The organism is Flagellimonas eckloniae (assembly GCF_001413955.1).
GTDB classification, from domain to species: Bacteria; Bacteroidota; Bacteroidia; order Flavobacteriales; family Flavobacteriaceae; genus Flagellimonas; species Flagellimonas eckloniae.
The window spans coordinates 1,329,478-1,349,453 of sequence record NZ_LCTZ01000002.1; the positions used below are offsets into that span (position 1 = coordinate 1,329,478).

Genomic DNA, 19,976 nt, shown 5'->3' on the forward strand with positions numbered 1-19,976 from the left:
CTAAATCAACATCAATCAAAATAAGAAAGTCGTTACACAAAGTAGCGGCTTTTTTATTTTTTAGGTTTATTGACTCTTAGAAGTAAAAGAACTCCAACTAAAAAGAACAACCCTAAAAAGATAGTACTGTCCCTCATACTTCCTGTAAGTTGCGCAATCGCGCCATATAAAAATGTTCCTATTACGATTCCAATTTTTTCAGCTACATCATAAAAGCTAAAAAAAGATGTAGTATCTGTGGTTTCTGGCAAAAACTTGGAGTATGTGGAACGAGACAGGGCCTGTATTCCCCCCATAACAATACCTACCAAACCAGCAGCGATATAAAAATCCATTGGGGTTTGCAAAAAGTATGCATATACGCACAGTAAAATCCAAAAAATATTAATTACGATAAGGGTTTTAATGTTCCCATATGCCTTGGAGGCAAAAGCCGTAACGGTTGCTCCCAAAATAGCTACAATCTGAATGACCAAAATGCTAATGATAAGTCCAGTTGTTCTTTCGCTATCCGTGCCCCAATTGATTTCTTCTTCCCCGAAATAAGTAGCAATCAACATGATGGTCTGTACCGCCATACTATAGACAAAAAATGCTCCTAAGTAACGCTTAAGGCGAGTTTCAGAGCCTAACTGTTTCCAGACACTTTGCAATTCCCGAAATCCATTAAGAACAATATTGGTCCGTGCTCCTTCCCGTTTATATCCTTTTGGAAGATGTAAAAAAGTATATTGGCTAAACAAAATCCACCAAATTCCAACTGAGATAAAAGAGTATTTCATGGCTTTTATTTCAGCAACTTCCCCTCCACTGTCTGTAATACCAAAAACCGCGGGTTGCATCACCATTGCCAGATTAAACACAAGTAAGATTACACTTCCAATATAGCCCAGTGAGAATCCTTTCGCACTTACTTTATCTTGTTGTTCCGGAAATGCAATGTCCGGTAAATAGGAATTATTTATAGCAAAACTCACCCAAAAACCAACTAGTCCAAAGAAATAACAGACCAACCCAAAATAGATGTTTTCCAAAGAGAACCAATAGAGCCCAATGCACGATGCCGCACCCAAGTAACAGAAAAACTTGAGAAAAATCTTTTTGTTCCCCAAATAATCAGCTATTCCCGAAACCAAAGGAGTTATAATGGCTATAAAAACAAACGCCAGTGAGGTAACATAACTGATTAATGGTGCTCTAGCAATTTCACCGCCAAAAATGGTCACTTTTTCAATCTCCGCCACACGGAACAATGCACCATAAAAAATAGGGAAAATGGCAGATGAAATGACCAAACTATATACTGAGTTTGCCCAATCGTAAAAAGCCCAAGCATTCAATAATTTTTTACTTCCTTTAAGTGCCAATGCTCGTGCCATAGTATTTTACTAAAAAATGCCACCTAAAACCAAGCAAAAAAATCGTTTGAAATTCTTGCTTCGCTCTAAATGGCATTAAAGGTTAGTTGGTCAATTGCTTATTTAAATGATGTTACTCCGTATTTTGCAGCCTCCTGCTTTGCGGCAGGCGCCCAAGCCGTTAAATTACTTATTCTTGTATCATTTGAGGGATGGGTACTCATAAATTCCGGTGGCGCTTCTCCTCCAGCATTAGCCTTCATTCTTTTCCATAGTTCAGCTGCTTCATCTGGATTATACCCAGCAATGGCCATAATCTGCAACCCTATTCTATCTGCCTCGGTTTCATGACTTCTGCTAAATGGAAGCATGACTCCTACCGTAGAACCTAATCCATAAGCTTGATTGAACATGTTACGCTTTTCAGGGTCCTTAATGGCCACGTTACCTGCAACGGCTCCAATTTGTTGAACCATTCCAGCACTCATACGTTGTGCTCCATGATCCGCCAAGGCATGAGCCACTTCATGTCCCATTACTACGGCAACGCCTGTCTCCGTTTGGGTAATAGGTAAAATTCCCGTGTAAAATACAATTTTACCACCTGGCATACACCACGCATTCACTGTTTCATCATTTACCAGATTATACTCCCACTTATACTCTTTTAAGTATCCGGGGTATCCATTTGCATCTAACCAACGTTCTGCAGCTGAGGCTATACGCTGACCAACTTTTGTTATCATTTGGGCTTCGGAAGTTCCGGTAACTACCTTATTTTCCGTCAAAAAACTATCATACTGCGCAAAAGCCATTGGAAAAATTTGGCTATTGGGATAGAAGTTGAGGGTACTTTTTCCCGTAAAAGGATTTGTCTTGCATGCTGCTACAATCAAAAAAACTGTAGCAGTTAGAATCAATTTCTTCATTTTATTAATTAATGGTGTTTAGTGTAGGTAAATTACAAAAAATTATTTTCCAACTAAATGAAGTTCAGTAAAATCCTTGCTTACCTCAATAGTATTGTTTCCGTTAAGCTTAATATCTTTCGGGTCAACTATCTCATTATCCAATTCTATTGTACCAATTTCAAAGGGTAAACCATGGAATGTTAGGATGAATTTTTCGTAGGAAGTAATGAAATTTCCATCTTTGAACTGTTGAATAATCAATTCGTTCTCCTTACCTCGTAGTCTAAACTTTCTTAGGCTGTAACGTCCCTTTTTATAATCATAACCATCTTGCTGATCCTCATAGACTTCTGAGTTTTCAATTCCTTCCTTGAAATATACATCTATCTGAAGTTCCTTGATTTCCTTTTCCCCAACATATTGTTGTACTGGATATTTGGGAACCATAGCCCCTTCTTTTACAAATAGTGGAATTATTTCTATTTCTGCGGACACCCATTTTTCCACCCCTCCAGAAATCACCTCATCTGTCCAGTAGTTGTACCATTTTCCTTTAGGAAAATACATACGTCTTCCTTGGGCATTGGGCTCCTGCACAGGGCATACCAAAATTTGTTCGCCAAAAAGAAACTCATCTGTTCTAAAATGGGTTTGTGTATCTGCTTGATCATAAAACACTAGAGATTGAAGCATTGGAAGACCGCCATTTATATACTTGTAAAACATAGTGTATAAATAGGGCAGTAACTGGTAACGGAGTTCTATATATTTTCTAACAATATCCGTTATTTCATCTCCAAAAGACCAAGGTTCTTGATCTCCATGATCTCCACTGGAATGCACCCTGCAAAATGGGTGGAAAATTGCCAATTGCATCCATCTTGCAAATAATTCGCCGTTAGGTTGTTCTGCAAATCCACCAATATCTGAACCCACAAAAGAATAACCGCTCATACACATCCGTTGCATTTGCACATTTGCAATCCATAAGTGCTCCCAAGTTGCAACGTTATCACCGGTCCAGGTTGCGCAATACCTTTGTGTTCCTGAATATGCGGCCCGTGTCAACACAAAAGGTCTTCGTGGGAACATGAATTTTTTGACGCCTTCGTAAGTAGCGCGAACCATTTGCATGCCGTATACATTGTGTGCTTTTCTATGACTGCACGGGTGCCCATCATAATCATGCCTTACATCAAGGTTAGCAGTTTTTGATGGGACTTCCATTATGGCTGGTTCGTTCATATCGTTCCAAACGCCTTTTACTCCCATATCCGCAATCATCTCCTTGTATAAACCAGCCCACCATTCGCGTACTTCTGGGTCTGTAAAATCTGGAAACTTACATTCTCCAGGCCATACCTTACCCTTAAAATGAGGGCCATCTGCCCTACGGCAAAAGAATCCATTATCCATTGCTTGTTGATACACCCAGTAATCTCTATCTATTTTTATTCCCGGGTCTATCATGGTGATGGTCTTAAAACCATCTTCCTCCAATTCTTCAATCATTTTCTTTGGATTGGGGAAGTGTTTATTATCCCATGTAAAACAACGAAACCCCTCCATATAGTCAATATCCAAGTAAATGGCATCACAAGGTATTTTTAACTTTCTAAAGGTCGATGCAATATCTTTTACTTTTTTTTCCGGGTAATAGCTCCATTTCGATTGATGGAACCCCAATGCCCATAAAGGTGGTAACTCAGGAAGACCGGTCAAATCGGTGTAGGCTTCCACAACTTGATTCATTTTGGGTCCGTAAAAGAAATAATAGTTCATTTCCCCTCCATCAGCCCAAAAACTGGTCACATTTCTTTTTTCATTAGCGAAGTCAAAATAGGTACTAAAGGAATTATCAAAGAAAACGCCATAGGCTATCTCTTCCTTTAATCCTACATAAAACGGTATTGACTTATATAACGGTTCTTGATCTTTTCCATAAGCGTAGGAATCCGTGGCCCAATTATTTACCCGTTTTCCCTTTAAATTGGTATGCGAGGCCTTGTCTCCCATTCCGTAATAACTCTCTCCGGAATGACAAACTTTACCCATCTTGACAATGTTGCCTCCATAGTTATAATTCTCCTCCCAGTGAAATCCCAATTCATCATCAATAATCACCTTATCTTCTAAATCCACAATTTGGACCTTCAAATTTGATTTGTTGACACGAATTTTGATTTTTGAGGTAGTTATAACATATTCCGGAATCTCATCCTTTACATCCAAGTCATTATAACCTAAACTTACATCATCACTTATAGCATATGAAAAATCAGGTTCAAAAACATGTTCCGTTGCATACCTAAAACGAATTGCACTATCACGCAAAATGGTAATTTCTAAAATAACACCATTTTGGGTCGTGAAGAAAAGCTTGTCGTTTTCCTGTTTAAACTCAACGATATGATTGGGGTACTGGTTACCTCTTTTTTCTATTTCAGTATTGGTAATCATTATTGGCGTATTAAGACTAACAAAAGAAAGACTTTAGAGTGAGAAATTAAAAAGATGTTCAAAACATCTGATACTATAACCTTATAGTGATTGTTTCACCTATAAATTACGACACCCAACGGAGGAAGAGTCATTACCACGGATTGTTTATGTCCATTCCATGCTGTTGTAGTTGATTTCAATGTTTTCTTGCCTATTCCACTTCCAGCATATTTGGCATCATCACTATTAAAAATCAACTTTAACTGTTTTGTTTTAGGGACTCCCACTCGATAATTCTCACGCGGCACTGGGGTAAAGTTGCAAGCAATAATTAAATCGTCTTTTGGATCTAGACCTTTCCTAATATAGGTCATGACCGTGTTTTCCTGGTCATTATATTCAATCCATTGAAACCCTTCTTCGCTAAATTGCTTTTGGTACAATGCAGGATTATTTTTATACACCTTGTTCAAATCTTTTATTACTTCTTGAATTCCTGAATGAAAATCATACTGGGTTAAATGCCATTCCAAACTTTCTTGAAAGTTCCATTCAGAAGATTGTCCAAACTCGGCACCCATAAAGAGCAGATTCCCTCCAGGATGTGTAAACATATAACCAAACAGCAATCTTAAATTAGCAAAACGCTGCCATTCATCTCCAGGCATTCGATATAACAATGATTGCTTTCCATACACCACTTCATCGTGTGAAAATGGTAGCATAAAATTTTCGGTAAATGCATAAGTCATACTAAATGTTATGTCATTTAAATCATATGATCTATGAATAGGTTCTTTTTTGAAAAATTCCAAGGTATCATGCATCCAACCCATCATCCATTTCATACCAAAACCAAGACCACCTAAATGCACGGGCTTGGAAACTCCTGTAAAAGCTGTTGATTCCTCCGCAATGGTCTGTACACCTTTAAAACTGGCATATACTTCCGTGTTCATTTCACGTAGAAAGGACATGGCTTCCAAATTTTCATTGTTACCATATATGTTGGGTCCCCATTCCCCATCTTCCCGAGAGTAATCCAAGTACAGCATGGAAGCAACTGCATCCACCCGAAGCCCATCCACATGATATTGATCCAACCAAAAAATAGCATTACTGATTAAAAAGGCCCTTACTTCATTTCTTCCATAATTGAAAATCAAACTTTTCCAATCTGGGTGATACCCTCTTCTCCTATCCGGGTGTTCATAAAGGTGAGATCCATCGAAAAATCCAAGCCCATGAGCATCTTCTGGAAAGTGGGATGGTACCCAATCCAAAATAACACCTATTCCTTTTTGATGAAATTTATCTACTAGAAGCTTAAAATCTTGAGGCTTACCAAATCGTGATGTTGGTGCAAAATACCCTGTTAGTTGATAGCCCCAAGAAGGATCATAGGGGTATTCCATTATGGGCATGAACTCTACATGGGTAAACCCCATTTCAGCAACATAATCAACAAGCTCATCTGCCAGTTCTACGTAAGAAAGTGATTCCCATCCATTTTTCTTTTTCCAAGATCCCAAATGTACCTCGTAGACGGAATATGGCTTGTCCAGAGCATTTTTGGACTCGCGTGTTTCCATCCAATCTTTATCCTTCCAATTGTATTTGGCCTCCCAAACTACGGAAGCGGTCTTTGGAGGTTGCTCGCAATATCTACCAAACGGATCTGCTTTCTCCGTCCAAATATCATTATTGTGTGACTGGATTTTGTATTTATACTTGGTGCCTTTATCAACACCTGGAACAAAGCCTTCCCAAATACCGCTTTCATCCCATCTAACATTTAATTGATGTTCACCTGTCTCCCAGAAATTAAAATCTCCGATTACGGCCACTGATTTAGCGGAAGGAGCCCAAACGGCAAAGTAAGTTCCTTTTACACCATCTACTTCCAAAAGATGGGAGCCCAATTTTTCATAAAGTCTATAATGCTTTCCAGCTTTAAAAAGATTGATATCAAACTCCGTAAAAAGACTATGGGAAATTACTTTGGACATAAAAACTATTTTACAAATACAATATTACACATCTTTACCAAAGAATCCGATTTTGAACAGTTTGATTCTCAAATAAAAACAAGATATATCAAAAATGGAATGCTTTTTGATTTTGTATTGAAAACAAATTAAAATGAACACAAATCAAAAATCAAAAATCATGAATAGATTCAATACTATTTTAGGTGTATTTCTTGTCGTAATGATAACCATGTCTTGTGAAGGGCCTAGAGGGCAAGATGGCTTTGATGGGCTGGATGGTCTAGACGGAGTGGATGGAATTCAAGGACAGGTAGTGGAGGTCGATGGAGTCAATTTTAACTATGATTTTGAAGGTAATTTATTCAATACACTTATAACATTTAGTGATATCACAGATTTTGAGGTATTTGAAGCCGATGCGGTATTGGTTTATAGGTTTGATGGAACGGTTGAACTTGATGATAATAGTACAGCAGACGCTTGGAGTCAAATACCACAAAGTTTTTTCCTACCGGAGGGAACCATTCAATACGTATCTGCCCATACTTTTGTAGATGTTGAACTTTTTATTGACGGAAACTTTGACCTTTCCACATTAGATACTGGATTCACGGACAATCAATCCTTTAGAATAGTATTTGTTCCAAGTGTCTTTACCAATTCCTCTAAGATGGATACATCGAATATTGCAAATGTGATGTCCTCCTTGGGTATTGAGGAAGGTGAAGTGAGGAAAATTGATTTGAATTAATCAATCAAAAATTTGCTAACTTAAAGTCCTGCTAACAATCAGCAGGACTTTTTTAGTTTTAGGATGATATTTATCCATTATTTTTGAAAGGATTCTTAAAAGATAACGTCTACATATAAAAAAGATGGGAAAAAAATTGCTTATCCTCACCCTTACAATCATTTCTGGATGTAAGGGTTTTTCACAAAAAGAAATCAAGGAAATTAAAAAAGATACTGATTACGCTGTTTCAAAAACGGACAAAGAATGGCGTGCCGAGCTTACGGATATGGAATATTACGTATTGCGAAAGGCAGCCACTGAAAATGCATTTACCAGCGATTTATTGGATAACAAGGAAAAGGGCACCTATGTTTGTGCAGGTTGTGCCACGCCACTTTTCAAGAGTGAACATAAATTTAATTCAGGAACAGGCTGGCCAAGCTTTGACCGTGAGATTGAGGGTAATGTTGCCTATGATGTAGATTATAAAATTGGTTATGAACGTACGGAAGAACATTGTGCCACCTGCGGAGGTCATTTAGGCCATGTCTTTAACGATGGGCCAAGGAACACTACAGGAAAAAGACATTGTATTAACGGAGTAGCGCTGGATTTTGTACCAGATTCAAACTAAGTTCACTTAAAACATCCAAGACCCAGTATGGATAAAAAATATGGAGTAGAAAAAACAGATACTGAATGGAAAGAGAAGCTTTCTGCAGAGGAATATCATGTTTTGCGCCAGAAAGGCACTGAAAGACCATTTACCGGTGAATTCAACGCACACTTTGAAGACGGAGACTATCATTGCAAAGCATGCAATGCCAAATTATTTGAAAGCAACCATAAATTTGAAAGTGGTTGTGGGTGGCCTTCTTTTGACCAAGCCATAGAGGGGGCCATTGAATACATAAGGGATACTACCCATGGAATGGTCCGTACAGAAACGGTTTGTGCCAACTGTGGAAGCCATTTGGGACATGTTTTTAATGATGGTCCCAGAGAAACAACTGGGCAACGTTATTGTATTAATTCTGTAAGCATTGACTTTGACCCTACTGAGGAACCATGAGTTTTCAGGAAAATTATATTGAGAATATACAGTTCGAGTTTAATCGTTATAAAGTAATGGGTGATAAGACTTTTGCCCAACTTAGTGATGAAGATATTCTCTGGAAATATTCAGAAACGGGTAATTCCATTGCCATTATTGTAAAACACATGGCGGGCAATATGTTGAGCAGATGGACCAATTTTTTAACGGAAGATGGCGAAAAACCTTGGCGTAATCGAGAAGTGGAATTTGAAAAACCCTATACTTCTAAAGCAGAAATGATAACCGCTTGGGAAAGAGGCTGGAAATGCCTATTTGATGCTCTTGGGGATATTGACCATTCTAACTTCGATTCCAAAATTAAAATTCGGAATGAAGAACACTCAATTATTGAAGCAATAAATAGACAATTGGCTCATTACTGCAGTCATGTAGGCCAAATCGTTTTCATGGGGAAAATGATAAAAGGTACCAATTGGATTTCACTTTCAATCCCTAAGGGAGACTCTGAAAAGTTCAACAAAAAAATGTTTGGATAGTTCTTTGTTATAATTTCCAATTTATGAAAGTTCTGCACGTCCAAATCTTGGTATTTGGTATCTGAATTCCGTATTTTTGCACTTCATTTTTAATAACTAAAATTAAATTCTAATGAGCAACTTCGATGTAATTGTTTTGGGTAGTGGTCCTGGAGGATATGTAACGGCCATAAGGGCCTCTCAACTTGGACTCAAAACAGCCATTGTGGAAAAAGAAAGTTTGGGCGGTGTTTGCCTTAACTGGGGCTGTATTCCTACCAAAGCCCTATTGAAGTCCGCTCAAGTTTTTGAATACCTTAAGCATGCCGAGGATTATGGGCTGAGTGCCAAAAAAGTGGAACATGATTTTGATGCAGTAGTAAAAAGAAGTCGTGGTGTAGCAGATGGAATGAGCAAAGGCGTTCAATTTTTGATGAAGAAAAACAAGATTGAGATTCTTAATGGTTTCGGAAAAGTACAACCCGGAAAAAAGGTTTTGGTCAAAGGTGAACATGGAGATACTGCTGAATATACTGCCGATCATATAATTATTGCCACTGGCGCAAGAAGTAGGGAGCTACCAAGTCTTCCACAAGATGGAAAGAAAGTGATTGGTTATCGTGAGGCAATGTCATTAAAGGAACAGCCCAAAAAACTGATTGTTGTGGGTAGTGGTGCCATCGGTATCGAATTTGCCTATTTCTACAATTCAATGGGCACTGAGGTAACCGTGGTTGAATACCTTCCCAATATAGTTCCTGTAGAGGACGAAGATGTTTCCAAGCAATTGGAACGCAGCTTTAAAAAAGCTGGTGTAAAAATAAAAACTTCTGCGGAGGTTACCCATGTTGATACTTCTGGTGAAGGAGTAAAAGCTACGGTTAAAACTGCAAAAGGAGAAGAGGTTTTAGAGGCCGATATTGTTCTTTCGGCAGTCGGAATCAAAACAAATATTGAGAATATAGGTCTGGAAGATGTTGGAATTGCGGTTGATCGCGATAAGATTTTGGTGAACGATTATTACCAAACCAATATTCCAGGGTACTATGCCATTGGCGATGTTACCCAAGGACAAGCTTTGGCACATGTAGCCTCTGCTGAAGGTATTCTTTGTGTTGAAAAAATAGCAGGAATGCATGTGGAAGCCTTGGATTATGGAAATATTCCCGGGTGTACCTATTGTATGCCTGAAATTGCTTCTGTAGGACTTACCGAAAAACAGGCCAAAGAGCAAGGATATGATATCAAGGTTGGCAAATTTCCTTTTTCAGCGAGTGGAAAGGCCAAGGCTTCTGGAAATCCCGATGGTTTTGTAAAAGTTATTTTTGATGCCAAATATGGCGAATGGTTAGGTTGCCATATGATCGGCGTTGGTGTAACCGACATGATAGCCGAAGCCGTGGTTGCACGTAAACTGGAAACCACAGGACATGAAGTTCTTAAGGCAGTTCACCCCCACCCAACCATGAGTGAGGCGGTTATGGAAGCCGTTGCTGATGCGTATGATGAAGTAATCCATTTATAAATGCTTAAACTATTTAGGGCTACCGCAATATTAGAAGGAATTTCCTATCTACTTTTATTTGGTCTGACCATGCCCTTAAAATATTGGGCAGATATTTTGGAACCCAATAAGGTTGTTGGATATGCGCATGGTGTCCTTTTTATTACCTATGGTATCATTGCGTTGGTATTTTGCTGGCAACGCAAATGGAGTATCAAACGTTTTATAATTCTTTTTATCGCATCATTACTTCCCTTTGGAACTTTTTATGCGGATAAAAAGTATTTGAGCGATCTATAGAAAACTCTGGATGGCAAGGTCGTAACTCTGAAGTCCAAAACCTAGGATAACACCTTTTGCACCGGAAGAAATATAGGAAACATGTCTAAAGTCCTCGCGTTTGTGCGTATTGGAAATATGTACCTCAACCACAGGGGTATTTACAGCTTTTACTGCATCTCCAATGCCTACTGAAGTGTGGGTGTAGGAAGCCGCATTCAAGACAATACCATCATAACTGAAGCCAACTTCCTGAATTTTATCTATCAATTCCCCTTCAATATTGGATTGAAAGTATTCCAACTCAATTCCAGAAAATTTTTGCTGTAGTTCCGAAAAATAGTCTTCAAAAGTAGTGCTTCCATATACTTCTGGCTCTCTTTTTCCAAGCAAGTTTAGATTGGGGCCGTTGATGATAATCAGTTTCATGCCGTTAAAAATACGATTTAATAAAAAAGGGCGAGAATATCTCTCGCCCTTTTTTATTGTAATTATTTGTAGCTAATTAAATGCAAACTGAAATCCAAAACCAAAGGCTCCTACCTCATTTTCTCCTACTTCACTAAGCGCAATTGCCGGTCTCCAATCAAAATTAAGTACTATGGGTACGCCATCAATCTTAAAATCCAAACCAGCATGTGGACGCAAAGAAAAAATATTATCTGAATCCTTTAAAAGGATAATACTAGGCCCAGCTCCCACATACCATCGTAAACCTTTTGCACCAATAAATTGTTTGTGAAAAGAGTATAAAGCAGTAATAATTGTGGCATTGTCCTCAATACCAAAATGGGCTTGGCCAACATGCTTTTCCGAGAAAAAATATTTACCGCTGGGTCCAAAAAAAGTGAACTCATCGTAAAGATCAATTCCTATTCCCAAAGCCGCAGAATAGTTTGTTTGTGCTTTGCCGTTAGCTGTAAATAATAATGTAAGAATAAAAACAAATGGTAATTTTTTCATATTGTGTATTTATGGTTATTGATTTCTTCTAACCAATGTCCTCCAGCTGTTTTAAAATAAAAACAGAAGCCCCAAGGTGGCCACCGCCAACGTTCCATCATTGTCTATAGCCATATACGAAACATTTAATTCGGTATTGCCCGTAATATTATACCCTATCACCGGGCGGTAATACAATCCTCCTTCACTATCATTGGCCGTTGCAACTGCATATCCAACATCGGCACCCAACTTAAAATGGTAGGTTGGATATATTCTTAAAGAAGCTGCCACGGGTATGAACGAATAATCTTCAAACTCTGCTTCTATTTCACCAATGGTATCTATCGTATCACCAAAAACATTGATATATCCTGTTGCGGCCCCAAGATCTATCAATTCAGAAACTCCATAGTGATAGGCAACATCAACACCTATACTAAATGCATATGCTTCTGAAAAATCACCAACGGGAATACCAGCATTGAAACCGGCCTTAAAATTGGTTCTGTCTTGGGCAATTGTAACAAAACAAATTGCCAACATTAAAATACTTAATAAAAAGGTTTTCTTCATGGTTGTTATAATTTAGTAGAAGCTAAAACGCACCTCTACCAATTATAGTATCGAAAATTCCTACTAATCGACGAAAACAAACGCTACTTGAATCAACATTTTTATTGGTACATATCGTTTAAACAGTTGGCTAATTTATCCAATGCCTGACCTTTCTATGTTTCAAATTGATCAAAACAGCATATGGATTGACCAATTATAGGGAACACTATTTAAAACCAATTTGTGGCTATCTTTAAACCATGAACTGGAAGCAAGCTCTACAGGATTATCAACACTATTTAAAAATAGAACGTGGTCTTTCCGATAATTCCATCTCCAGTTATGTTTTGGATTTACAAAAATTGACCAACTACCTTGATACTTATGAAATTGTTGAACATCCAATTGAAATAAGCCAAGAAACCATTCGGAAATTTATTTATGATGTTGCCAAAACAGTGAATCCAAGGTCGCAGGCCCGAATCATTTCTGGATTGAAAGGTTTTTTTAACTACCTCGTTTTTGAAGATTACCGAACGGACAACCCTGTGGATTTGATAGAACCTCCAAAAATTGGAAGAAAATTGCCAGACACCCTGTCCATTGAAGAAATAAATAACCTCATTGCTGCAATAGACCTTTCCAACCCTCAAGGAGAACGGAACAGAGCCATTCTGGAAACTTTATACGGCTGCGGACTACGAGTATCGGAATTGATCAACCTAAAACTTTCCGACCTCTATTTTGAAGAGGACTTTATTAAAGTAACCGGAAAAGGAGATAAGCAACGTTTTGTGCCCATAAGTGCTGTAAACAAAAAGTATATCAACATATATAGAAATGAAGTCAGACTTCATATACAGATTCAAAAAGAGCATGAAGACTTTCTTTTTCTAAACCGTAGAGGAAAACAGTTAACAAGAGCCATGATTTTTACGATTATAAAAAGATTGGCGGAAAAAATTGGTTTGAATAAGAATATTAGCCCACATACCTTCAGACATTCCTTTGCCACGCACCTTTTGGAAAACGGTGCTGACCTACGCGCAATTCAACAAATGTTGGGTCATGAAAGCATCACTACTACCGAAATTTACATGCACGTCAACAGAACTCATTTGAAGAAAGTCTTGCATGAATTTCACCCCAGAAAGTAATATATTAGTTCCTTAAAATTATTGCATGGAATTAGCACGTACTTGGTGGAAAGAAGGAATCGTATATCAAATATATCCTAGAAGTTTTCAGGATACTACGGGGAATGGTATTGGCGATATCCAAGGAATCATCAAACGGTTGGATTATATAAAAAGTTTGGGTGTTGATATCATCTGGTTATGTCCTGTATACAAATCTCCAAATGATGACAATGGCTATGATATTAGCGATTACCGCAATATTATGGAAGAGTTTGGCACCATGTCCGATTTTGATTCTCTATTGGAAGAAATGCATGCCCGGGATTTAAAATTGGTAATGGATTTGGTTGTGAACCATACCAGTGATGAACACCATTGGTTTCAAGAATCCAGAAAATCCAGGGAGAATCCATATCGTGATTACTACCACTGGTGGCCCGCTGAAAAGGGAACGCCTCCAAAACGTTTCAGTTATTTTGATGTTGATGGAAATGCCTGGAAATATGATGAGCTTACGGATAGCTATTATCTACATTACTTTTCCGTAAAACAACCTGATCTAAAATGGGAAAACCCTAAAGTGCGACAAGAGATTTATGACATGATGCATTTTTGGTTTAAAAAAGGCGTAGACGGCTTTCGGATGGATGTTATCCCGTTTATTTCCAAGGACATTAATTATCCAGAATTACCAGCGGAATATAACGGAAACTTTGTTCCGTTTTATGCCAATGGCCCCAAGCTTCATGACTATTTGCATGAAATGAACCAAGAGGTCTTGAGTAAATACGATATCATGACCGTTGGGGAAACCCCTGGGGTCGCACGAGATCAGGCTTTGCTTTTTGTAGACGAAGAAAGAAAAGAACTTAATATGTTCTTTCATTTTGAATTGATGTCTCTTGATCGTGATGGGGATGAAGTGTTCTGGATGCGTGAGGATAAATGGAAGCTCACCGAATTCAAAAAAATCCATTCGGATTGGGATGAAACCTTTGCAGAAAAAGGTTGGGGCAGTATGTTTTTGAGCAATCATGACAACCCGCGAACGGTAAGCCGGTGGGGAAATGACTCTCCACAGCATTGGCATAATTCGGCAACCATGCTTCACACTTTTTTGTTGACCATGAAAGGGACGCCCTATTTTTATTATGGTGATGAAATTGGAATGAGCAATATCCGATTTGATACCATTGACGATTATCAAGACATAAATACTCTAAATAGATACGAGCTTCTAAAACAACAAGGTGTTGATTTGGATACGTTTATCGAAAATGAAAAAGAAGCTAGTAGGGATAACGGCAGAACGCCTATGCAATGGGACAATTCTGAAAACGCAGGATTTTCTGGGGCAAAGCCTTGGTTAAAGGTACATCCCAATCATATAAATGGGCTTAATGTTGCTGAACAGGAAAAAGATAAAGACTCTGTCCTGAACTATTTTAAGAAAATGGTCCAGTTACGCAAAGACCATTTGGGGCTCGTTTATGGAGACTATCAGTTGCTACTGAAAGACAATGAGCAGGTGTATGCGTATACCCGAAGTATGGATGATGAAAATTACCTGATACTATTAAGTTTTTCTGAAGAAAAGGCAAATTTGGAATTAGATGATTTAGCAAGTTCAACACTGGATCTACTCATTTCCAATGATTCGCATGTAGCTTTAAAAGGTAGTATTGATTTTGAGTTAAATCCGTACCAGGCATGTGTGTATAAACTTAGCTAACTCAAAATAGTGTTTAAGTTTGCATTTTTAGCAGTTTAAAATTGACATTGTATTTATCGGTTAAGTATATGATTAATTGGGTGTTTTAGAGACTAATTTTAGTACATAAAAAATGAATCAGAGGAAAATACCACGGATTTTCTAAGTGCTCCCAAACCAAGCTACTAACTATACATGTTATTGGAAGCGGTCTCTTTTATAACATAAAATAGCCTCCCTAGATTTTTTTTGAGAAAACTATATTTTCATATGCTTTTCCATTAACAAGAAAATTTAACTCTCCAACGTTTTTAAATTCATTTCTTTCATAGAATCTAATGGCTCTATTATTTTTTATATAAACGGATAGCCATATGGTATCTAATTGCAATACTTTAACCTGCTCTTCAACAAAAGTTAGAAGCTGCTGTCCAATTTTTAACGGTATAAATTCTTTTTGGATGAAAATTCGTTCTAATTGACAACTGTTTTGTGATGTAACATTCTTGTTTGACGCGTTTACCACTAATTTCGCATAACCTACAGGTAAATCATCGACATAAACAACATAGAAATGGTTCTTAGGGTTATTTACATCTTGCTTGGTTTTAGAAACTGAAAAATTCTTGTCCAGGTATTCTAATAGATTGTTTTTATCATCTATGTAATGCCCATGAGATTCAGCCCATGTTACTCTTCCTAAAAGTGTTAAAACTTCGATATCTGCTTCTGTGGCTATTTGTATTTTAATCATTACTGTTCTTTTTAATTTTCAATCGTCTTAGATGATACCCATGCAGGAATACAGCAATAGTACATCCTGCAATTATTGGAGTTGCGCTAATTATTGCGCCATACAAAATGTAAATTATATTAGCGATTAGTGACATTAGCCTTAGTCTATATTCACCTTTAACGGACATTGAATATAAGTTTATGGCCAAACCTCCGTATCCGATACTATCAATTAAAAATGGACTCATGCTTTATCTTTTTTCTATTTGAATAATTAAGGTTTATAGCTATTCGGTTTAAAATCAATACAACAAATATAGAATTCGATTTTTCATTTTTGATTTATAATCAAATCCATATTTATATATTTACATTCGATTATATCTAATTAATACTAATATAGTTTTGATTTAAAATGGACGCACTAGATAAAAAAATACTTGAAATGCTACATGTTAATGCCAGAGAAAGCTTCGCTACAATAGGGAAAGAAATTGGGTTGTCTGCTCCTGCTATAGGCAAGCGTGTTAGGCAAATGGAAGAAGAAGGCATAATAGAAGGTTATGCTTTAAAGGTGAATCATGAAAAATTAGGCATTGAGACTAAAGCATATATAACATTGGTAATGCACCAAGGGCCTAGGGGTACATCTAATGCTCAAAAACAAATACAAGCAATGGAAGAAGTGCAAAGTTGTGATAGAGTTACTGGGGATGATTGTTTGTGCGTTTTAGGTTATTTTAGAAACAATAAACACCTTATTTCCTTTCTTGAAAAAATCTCAGAGTATGGTGCTTCTAAAACGAGTATTATTTTAGAAGTGTAGTTCATTTATTTGTAAGATTCTATAAACAGATAAGTTTGTCATTTATTTATCTGGAAGATATAATATTGCTTCCAGATAAAAGGATGAAACAGTCCTTATGATCTGACAAGAATTATTTTACCCTGCGCCTATAAATTCAGTGTCCCATTTGAAAGATTGATTAACCACACAAAGAATTACTCATAATCAGGATTGCGAACATACACTCTTTGGTTCCCAGTAAATTCTTCCACTTCCATTACTGTTTTATCTGCTATGAATTCTAGCTGCATGGTTTCTGCATCTACCATTTGCATTAGAAAAACTCCTCTCGGTACTTGATCATCCACGCCATCAAGTGAATTTAATTCATAAGTTCCATCATCGTTTCTCTTTAGATCTACAGGTGCAACCAATTCGTATTTAACCATTCCAAAAGCAATGTCCACTTCTTCAGGTTTTGGACTATTGGATTTTATCCACGAATTGGAATAGGAATTCGTGTCTTCCGTATCAGGATCATGACGAGGTAGTCCATCTGCTATGGCAATTCTTTGTGAGTAGATATGATGATAGCCGATTGCAAAATAATTTGTAAAAATATCCTTGCCTTCAAATTTATCTTTGATATACCAATTTCCAGAGATTGTACCTTTTACATCGTAATCATTTTTTCCTCCATAAGGCTCTAGTACTCTTATGTTTTTATTCAGGAATTCTGCTTTAACTGGATTTGAGTCTTCATAGTAATCAAAAATATCTGCAGCATATAAATTTTCAAAAAAGGCCAATTCTGGATAGCAAAATGACTTACTTGATTCCAGATCTAAATCGTGTACTCCAATATCCAATGCTGAAAAGGATGAGATGTAGCCAATAATCTGCCCAGATTTCACTTCAATTTCAGTGATTAAGGGGCTTCCTTCTATTACTGGATTTGTTTGATTTAGAATAAAATCCGCGAATCTTCCCACATGACCCAATTTTGTACTTATGGTTGTACTGTATTTAACTGTCATAAAGAAATCATCGCCACTTTTCCCAAGTTCTACAATTACACCATCAGCCATAGCATAAACTGGTGTTGTTGGTTCATCGACCCCATATTCAAAATGTATAAATCCACCATGATCTTGGGGAAATACACCCATACTACCCATGGGTTCGTAAAAAGAAACTCCGTTTAAATCCATTGGTGGGTATTCGAAAAATATTTTACCTTCTGGATAGTTATACCCCGTCTCCTCCATCTCTTCTATTTCTCCCGTTTCTTCTTCCTTTTCGGTATCAGGATTTCCTTCACTACAACTCCATGTGAAGAGTAAAAACATAAAAACCAATGCTGAAGATATAAATATACTGGCTATGCTATTTGAAGAATGTGGGGTTGGACAAGCTGCAGCTTTCATATAACTGATTATTAGTATACTAGGCAATTTACTATAAAAATTAGAAAAAATGTGTTTTGGGGAATGCTATGCTTTAATCTGATACAATTATTTTGCCCTGTGCCTAAAAAATTTAATGACACCAATAAATTCGAGTTTTCCTTCGGCAACCTTAAAAATAGGGGAATACTTATCGGTTTTGTGTGTAAGTAGTAGCAGGTTTTTGCACTTATTTTTCAGTTTACAATATATTTTATAATGAAATAGCGGTTTAGGTTAGTACCCAAACCGCTATTGTTTGTAACTGTCTTGTGTCCCGGTATTTTAGTTCTCAAAAGAAAAAAACTACAACTAAGTCTAACTTTTTAAAGCCTAATTTTTATTGTGGGAATCGTACACTTTACCACTTATTTTCCATTCTCCATCTTTTTTAAACAAAACAAAGAAATCTGTAAATCGAAATCCATTCCAATCATAAAATTCTACTTTTGCAGCAGCAGCTGGTCCGGAAATATCAATCCATGCAATATGTGATTGGATGTTTTCAGAAGGTCCACCTTCACTAATTGCATCACCAAATTCATCAGCAGTCATAGTATAAACTTGCCCCTCTATTGAGCCTATAATATGTGCATGGTTATAAAATGCTGACCTGCTTAGTTTTCCATCTCCAGACTTAGCACTTTTAATGTAAGGCCCTAATGCTCTTTCAACATCTTTATATTCATTAAAACTCTGTAATTGTACGTTCTGTTTGTCCATTTTTTTTGTTTTTAAATCGTTACTAATTTGGGGGTCTTTGTTTTGAGCATTGACACTACATATGATTATACTCATTGCTAAAAAGTTTACTACTTTTTTCATTGTCTTGATTATTAAAATAATACAGAACAAAAGTATACTTGAGTTTTAGCCCTTAAATGTAGAAAACGACCAATGATGTGGACAAAAGGGTCAGACTGTGTGTTGTGAGCGAAATTCGGATGGTGAGAGACCTATACGTTTTTTGAATAACCTTGTAAAGTATTGTGGGTCATTAAAGCCAGTTTCGTAAGCAATATCACTGATATTCAATTCGCTTATTTGCAATAACTCTTTAGCTTTCTCAATTTTTTTAGTGTTGAGATAGTTATTTGGACTGTCATTGAAAAAAGTTTTAAAGGCTCTTTTAAAAGATGAAAGACTCATATTGCAGAGCTTAGCCATTTCATTAACTGAAAGATTAGAAAATGTATGTAAGGTAACAACTTCATTCAGTTTTATAGTTTTGACACTGTATAAATCTGTAATTAATTCTTGTACTGAATCTATATAGTTAGTTTGAATGAGTAGTAATAATAGTTCCTTGACTTTTAATTCAAGTAAATCATTATTTACCAAACTTGGGTTATCAAAATAAAACTCTAAAGAATCTATAAATTTTGTTATTAAATCATTCGAAGAAATTTTTAAACTTTGCTCACTTTCGGTACGTTTTACAATTGCGGTTGGTATTTCATTTTTATAAATTTCTTTAAGTAGTTCCGGAAAGAGATGAATTACAATAGTTTCTAATTCTTCATTAGTATTATTTTGAAGTACTTCAAGAAAGTTACTTCCACATTTTAACAAAACTGCTTCCTTTCCTTTTATTTCTGTGTTATGTTCACTTGATAGTAATTTAGTATTACCATTCTTAAAATATATAAAACAGCCCTTATCTTGAAAAATAGCTTCATACTTTAAAGGTGTACTAACCGTCAGTTTTTCAACAATCGTGAAATCTTTATACTTAAAACTTTTATGATCTTGAGTCAAAATTTTGTTTTTGTCAATGAAGCCAAATTTCTAATGGCAAACAATGTTTAAGATATCATTCGTTTTAACAAGAGATACTGAAAGAAGTTCAATACAGGTATGTGAAGTTCA

Annotated in this window: 21 protein-coding genes; 9 read left to right on the forward strand and 12 right to left on the reverse strand. The window is 36.7% G+C overall.

The genetic code is table 11. From position 1 onward, the window contains the following. Nucleotides 1-53: 53 nt before the first annotated feature. The 4 genes from AAY42_RS05725 to glgB all read right to left on the reverse strand — a co-directional run bounded on the left by AAY42_RS05725 (nt 54) and on the right by glgB (nt 6,720). Nucleotides 54-1,379: an MFS transporter gene (locus AAY42_RS05725; protein ID WP_055393224.1), complete on the reverse strand. Its 1,326-nt coding sequence runs from the start codon at nt 1,377-1,379 to the stop codon at nt 54-56. Between the two features lie 98 nt (nt 1,380-1,477). Further along, the gene (locus AAY42_RS05730; protein WP_055393225.1) at nt 1,478-2,287 is read right to left on the reverse strand and encodes a M48 family metallopeptidase; all 810 of its coding nucleotides are present in this window, start codon (nt 2,285-2,287) and stop codon (nt 1,478-1,480) included. A gap of 42 nt (nt 2,288-2,329) precedes the next feature. Then, complete coding sequence (locus AAY42_RS05735; protein ID WP_055393227.1) at nt 2,330-4,729, reverse strand: glycoside hydrolase family 31 protein; 2,400 nt, start codon at nt 4,727-4,729, stop codon at nt 2,330-2,332. Between the two features lie 95 nt (nt 4,730-4,824). Continuing rightward, the gene (gene glgB / locus AAY42_RS05740; RefSeq protein ID WP_055393229.1) at nt 4,825-6,720 is read right to left on the reverse strand and encodes a 1,4-alpha-glucan branching protein GlgB; all 1,896 of its coding nucleotides are present in this window, start codon (nt 6,718-6,720) and stop codon (nt 4,825-4,827) included. Nucleotides 6,721-6,880: 160 nt separating this feature from the next. On the opposite strand from glgB, the gene AAY42_RS05745 reads away from it, so the two are divergent. The 6 genes from AAY42_RS05745 to AAY42_RS05770 all read left to right on the forward strand — a co-directional run bounded on the left by AAY42_RS05745 (nt 6,881) and on the right by AAY42_RS05770 (nt 10,811). Beyond that, entirely contained in the window at nt 6,881-7,453 is a 573-nt protein-coding gene (locus tag AAY42_RS05745; RefSeq protein ID WP_055397740.1) for a hypothetical protein, read from the forward strand. A gap of 124 nt (nt 7,454-7,577) precedes the next feature. Continuing rightward, nucleotides 7,578-8,069, forward strand: coding sequence for a peptide-methionine (R)-S-oxide reductase MsrB (msrB, locus tag AAY42_RS05750; RefSeq protein ID WP_055393231.1), 492 nt, complete (start codon nt 7,578-7,580; stop codon nt 8,067-8,069). Between the two features lie 27 nt (nt 8,070-8,096). Continuing rightward, complete coding sequence (gene msrB / locus AAY42_RS05755; protein WP_055393233.1) at nt 8,097-8,507, forward strand: peptide-methionine (R)-S-oxide reductase MsrB; 411 nt, start codon at nt 8,097-8,099, stop codon at nt 8,505-8,507. Then, nucleotides 8,504-9,028, forward strand: coding sequence for a DUF1572 family protein (locus tag AAY42_RS05760; RefSeq protein ID WP_055393235.1), 525 nt, complete (start codon nt 8,504-8,506; stop codon nt 9,026-9,028). The genes msrB (AAY42_RS05755) and AAY42_RS05760 overlap by 4 nt, the downstream gene beginning before the upstream one ends. 112 nt (nt 9,029-9,140) lie before the next feature. Continuing rightward, a complete protein-coding gene (gene lpdA, locus AAY42_RS05765) occupies nt 9,141-10,532 on the forward strand; it encodes a dihydrolipoyl dehydrogenase (RefSeq protein ID WP_055393237.1) in 1,392 nt (463 codons plus the stop codon). Beyond that, complete coding sequence (locus AAY42_RS05770) at nt 10,533-10,811, forward strand: DUF3817 domain-containing protein (protein ID WP_055393239.1); 279 nt, start codon at nt 10,533-10,535, stop codon at nt 10,809-10,811. It begins immediately after the preceding gene. Here the strand turns inward: AAY42_RS05770 and aroQ are convergent. From aroQ to AAY42_RS05785, 3 genes are all read right to left on the reverse strand, one after another. After that, nucleotides 10,806-11,219 carry a type II 3-dehydroquinate dehydratase gene (gene aroQ / locus AAY42_RS05775; protein WP_055393241.1) on the reverse strand — a complete coding sequence of 138 codons (414 nt, stop codon included), beginning with the start codon at nt 11,217-11,219 and terminating at the stop codon, nt 10,806-10,808. The two genes, AAY42_RS05770 and aroQ, sit on opposite strands and share 6 nt — an antisense overlap. A gap of 72 nt (nt 11,220-11,291) precedes the next feature. Further along, nucleotides 11,292-11,753, reverse strand: coding sequence for a hypothetical protein (locus AAY42_RS05780; RefSeq protein ID WP_055393243.1), 462 nt, complete (start codon nt 11,751-11,753; stop codon nt 11,292-11,294). A gap of 51 nt (nt 11,754-11,804) precedes the next feature. After that, entirely contained in the window at nt 11,805-12,308 is a 504-nt protein-coding gene (locus tag AAY42_RS05785; protein WP_055393245.1) for a hypothetical protein, read from the reverse strand. Between the two features lie 242 nt (nt 12,309-12,550). Here AAY42_RS05785 and xerD point away from each other — a divergent pair, with 242 nt between their 5' ends. Beyond that, nucleotides 12,551-13,447 (forward strand): site-specific tyrosine recombinase XerD, encoded by an 897-nt coding sequence (xerD, locus tag AAY42_RS05790; protein WP_055393247.1) that lies wholly within the window; start codon nt 12,551-12,553, stop codon nt 13,445-13,447. 25 nt (nt 13,448-13,472) lie between these two features. Beyond that, on the forward strand, nt 13,473-15,161 hold the full coding sequence (locus tag AAY42_RS05795) for a glycoside hydrolase family 13 protein (RefSeq protein ID WP_055393249.1): 1,689 nt from the start codon (nt 13,473-13,475) through the stop codon (nt 15,159-15,161). A 217-nt stretch (nt 15,162-15,378) separates the two neighbouring features. On the opposite strand, the gene AAY42_RS05800 is transcribed toward AAY42_RS05795, so the two are convergent. Together AAY42_RS05800 and AAY42_RS05805 are read right to left on the reverse strand one after the other, a co-directional pair. Continuing rightward, complete coding sequence (locus AAY42_RS05800) at nt 15,379-15,894, reverse strand: GNAT family N-acetyltransferase (protein ID WP_055393251.1); 516 nt, start codon at nt 15,892-15,894, stop codon at nt 15,379-15,381. After that, nucleotides 15,887-16,123 (reverse strand): hypothetical protein, encoded by a 237-nt coding sequence (locus AAY42_RS05805; RefSeq protein ID WP_055393253.1) that lies wholly within the window; start codon nt 16,121-16,123, stop codon nt 15,887-15,889. The genes AAY42_RS05800 and AAY42_RS05805 overlap by 8 nt, the downstream gene beginning before the upstream one ends. A 167-nt stretch (nt 16,124-16,290) precedes the next feature. Here AAY42_RS05805 and AAY42_RS05810 point away from each other — a divergent pair, with 167 nt between their 5' ends. After that, nucleotides 16,291-16,701 carry an Lrp/AsnC family transcriptional regulator gene (locus AAY42_RS05810; RefSeq protein ID WP_055393255.1) on the forward strand — a complete coding sequence of 137 codons (411 nt, stop codon included), beginning with the start codon at nt 16,291-16,293 and terminating at the stop codon, nt 16,699-16,701. 176 nt (nt 16,702-16,877) lie between these two features. On the opposite strand, the gene AAY42_RS05815 is transcribed toward AAY42_RS05810, so the two are convergent. The 3 genes from AAY42_RS05815 to AAY42_RS05825 form a co-directional block, all read right to left on the reverse strand. After that, the gene (locus tag AAY42_RS05815) at nt 16,878-18,089 is read right to left on the reverse strand and encodes a M23 family metallopeptidase (RefSeq protein WP_055393258.1); all 1,212 of its coding nucleotides are present in this window, start codon (nt 18,087-18,089) and stop codon (nt 16,878-16,880) included. Nucleotides 18,090-18,440: 351 nt separating this feature from the next. Continuing rightward, a complete protein-coding gene (locus AAY42_RS05820; RefSeq protein ID WP_055393260.1) occupies nt 18,441-18,932 on the reverse strand; it encodes a nuclear transport factor 2 family protein in 492 nt (163 codons plus the stop codon). A gap of 90 nt (nt 18,933-19,022) precedes the next feature. After that, a complete protein-coding gene (locus AAY42_RS05825) occupies nt 19,023-19,865 on the reverse strand; it encodes a helix-turn-helix domain-containing protein (protein ID WP_055393261.1) in 843 nt (280 codons plus the stop codon). Nucleotides 19,866-19,976: the final 111 nt, after the last annotated feature.

Coding starts and splice junctions, on each gene's coding strand:
- AAY42_RS05785 (WP_055393245.1), bottom strand. CDS start 12,308: ATGAAGAAAACCTTTTTATTAAGTATTTTAATGTTGGCAATTTGTTTT.
- AAY42_RS05815 (WP_055393258.1), bottom strand. CDS start 18,089: ATGAAAGCTGCAGCTTGTCCAACCCCACATTCTTCAAATAGCATAGCC.
- AAY42_RS05805 (WP_055393253.1), bottom strand. CDS start 16,123: ATGAGTCCATTTTTAATTGATAGTATCGGATACGGAGGTTTGGCCATA.
- AAY42_RS05820 (WP_055393260.1), bottom strand. CDS start 18,932: ATGAAAAAAGTAGTAAACTTTTTAGCAATGAGTATAATCATATGTAGT.
- AAY42_RS05745 (WP_055397740.1), top strand. CDS start 6,881: ATGAATAGATTCAATACTATTTTAGGTGTATTTCTTGTCGTAATGATA.
- AAY42_RS05810 (WP_055393255.1), top strand. CDS start 16,291: ATGGACGCACTAGATAAAAAAATACTTGAAATGCTACATGTTAATGCC.
- lpdA (WP_055393237.1), top strand. CDS start 9,141: ATGAGCAACTTCGATGTAATTGTTTTGGGTAGTGGTCCTGGAGGATAT.
- AAY42_RS05795 (WP_055393249.1), top strand. CDS start 13,473: ATGGAATTAGCACGTACTTGGTGGAAAGAAGGAATCGTATATCAAATA.
- aroQ (WP_055393241.1), bottom strand. CDS start 11,219: ATGAAACTGATTATCATCAACGGCCCCAATCTAAACTTGCTTGGAAAA.
- AAY42_RS05770 (WP_055393239.1), top strand. CDS start 10,533: ATGCTTAAACTATTTAGGGCTACCGCAATATTAGAAGGAATTTCCTAT.
- xerD (WP_055393247.1), top strand. CDS start 12,551: ATGAACTGGAAGCAAGCTCTACAGGATTATCAACACTATTTAAAAATA.
- AAY42_RS05735 (WP_055393227.1), bottom strand. CDS start 4,729: ATGATTACCAATACTGAAATAGAAAAAAGAGGTAACCAGTACCCCAAT.
- AAY42_RS05725 (WP_055393224.1), bottom strand. CDS start 1,379: ATGGCACGAGCATTGGCACTTAAAGGAAGTAAAAAATTATTGAATGCT.
- AAY42_RS05800 (WP_055393251.1), bottom strand. CDS start 15,894: ATGATTAAAATACAAATAGCCACAGAAGCAGATATCGAAGTTTTAACA.
- msrB (WP_055393233.1), top strand. CDS start 8,097: ATGGATAAAAAATATGGAGTAGAAAAAACAGATACTGAATGGAAAGAG.
- AAY42_RS05760 (WP_055393235.1), top strand. CDS start 8,504: ATGAGTTTTCAGGAAAATTATATTGAGAATATACAGTTCGAGTTTAAT.
- AAY42_RS05780 (WP_055393243.1), bottom strand. CDS start 11,753: ATGAAAAAATTACCATTTGTTTTTATTCTTACATTATTATTTACAGCT.
- AAY42_RS05730 (WP_055393225.1), bottom strand. CDS start 2,287: ATGAAGAAATTGATTCTAACTGCTACAGTTTTTTTGATTGTAGCAGCA.
- glgB (WP_055393229.1), bottom strand. CDS start 6,720: ATGTCCAAAGTAATTTCCCATAGTCTTTTTACGGAGTTTGATATCAAT.
- msrB (WP_055393231.1), top strand. CDS start 7,578: ATGGGAAAAAAATTGCTTATCCTCACCCTTACAATCATTTCTGGATGT.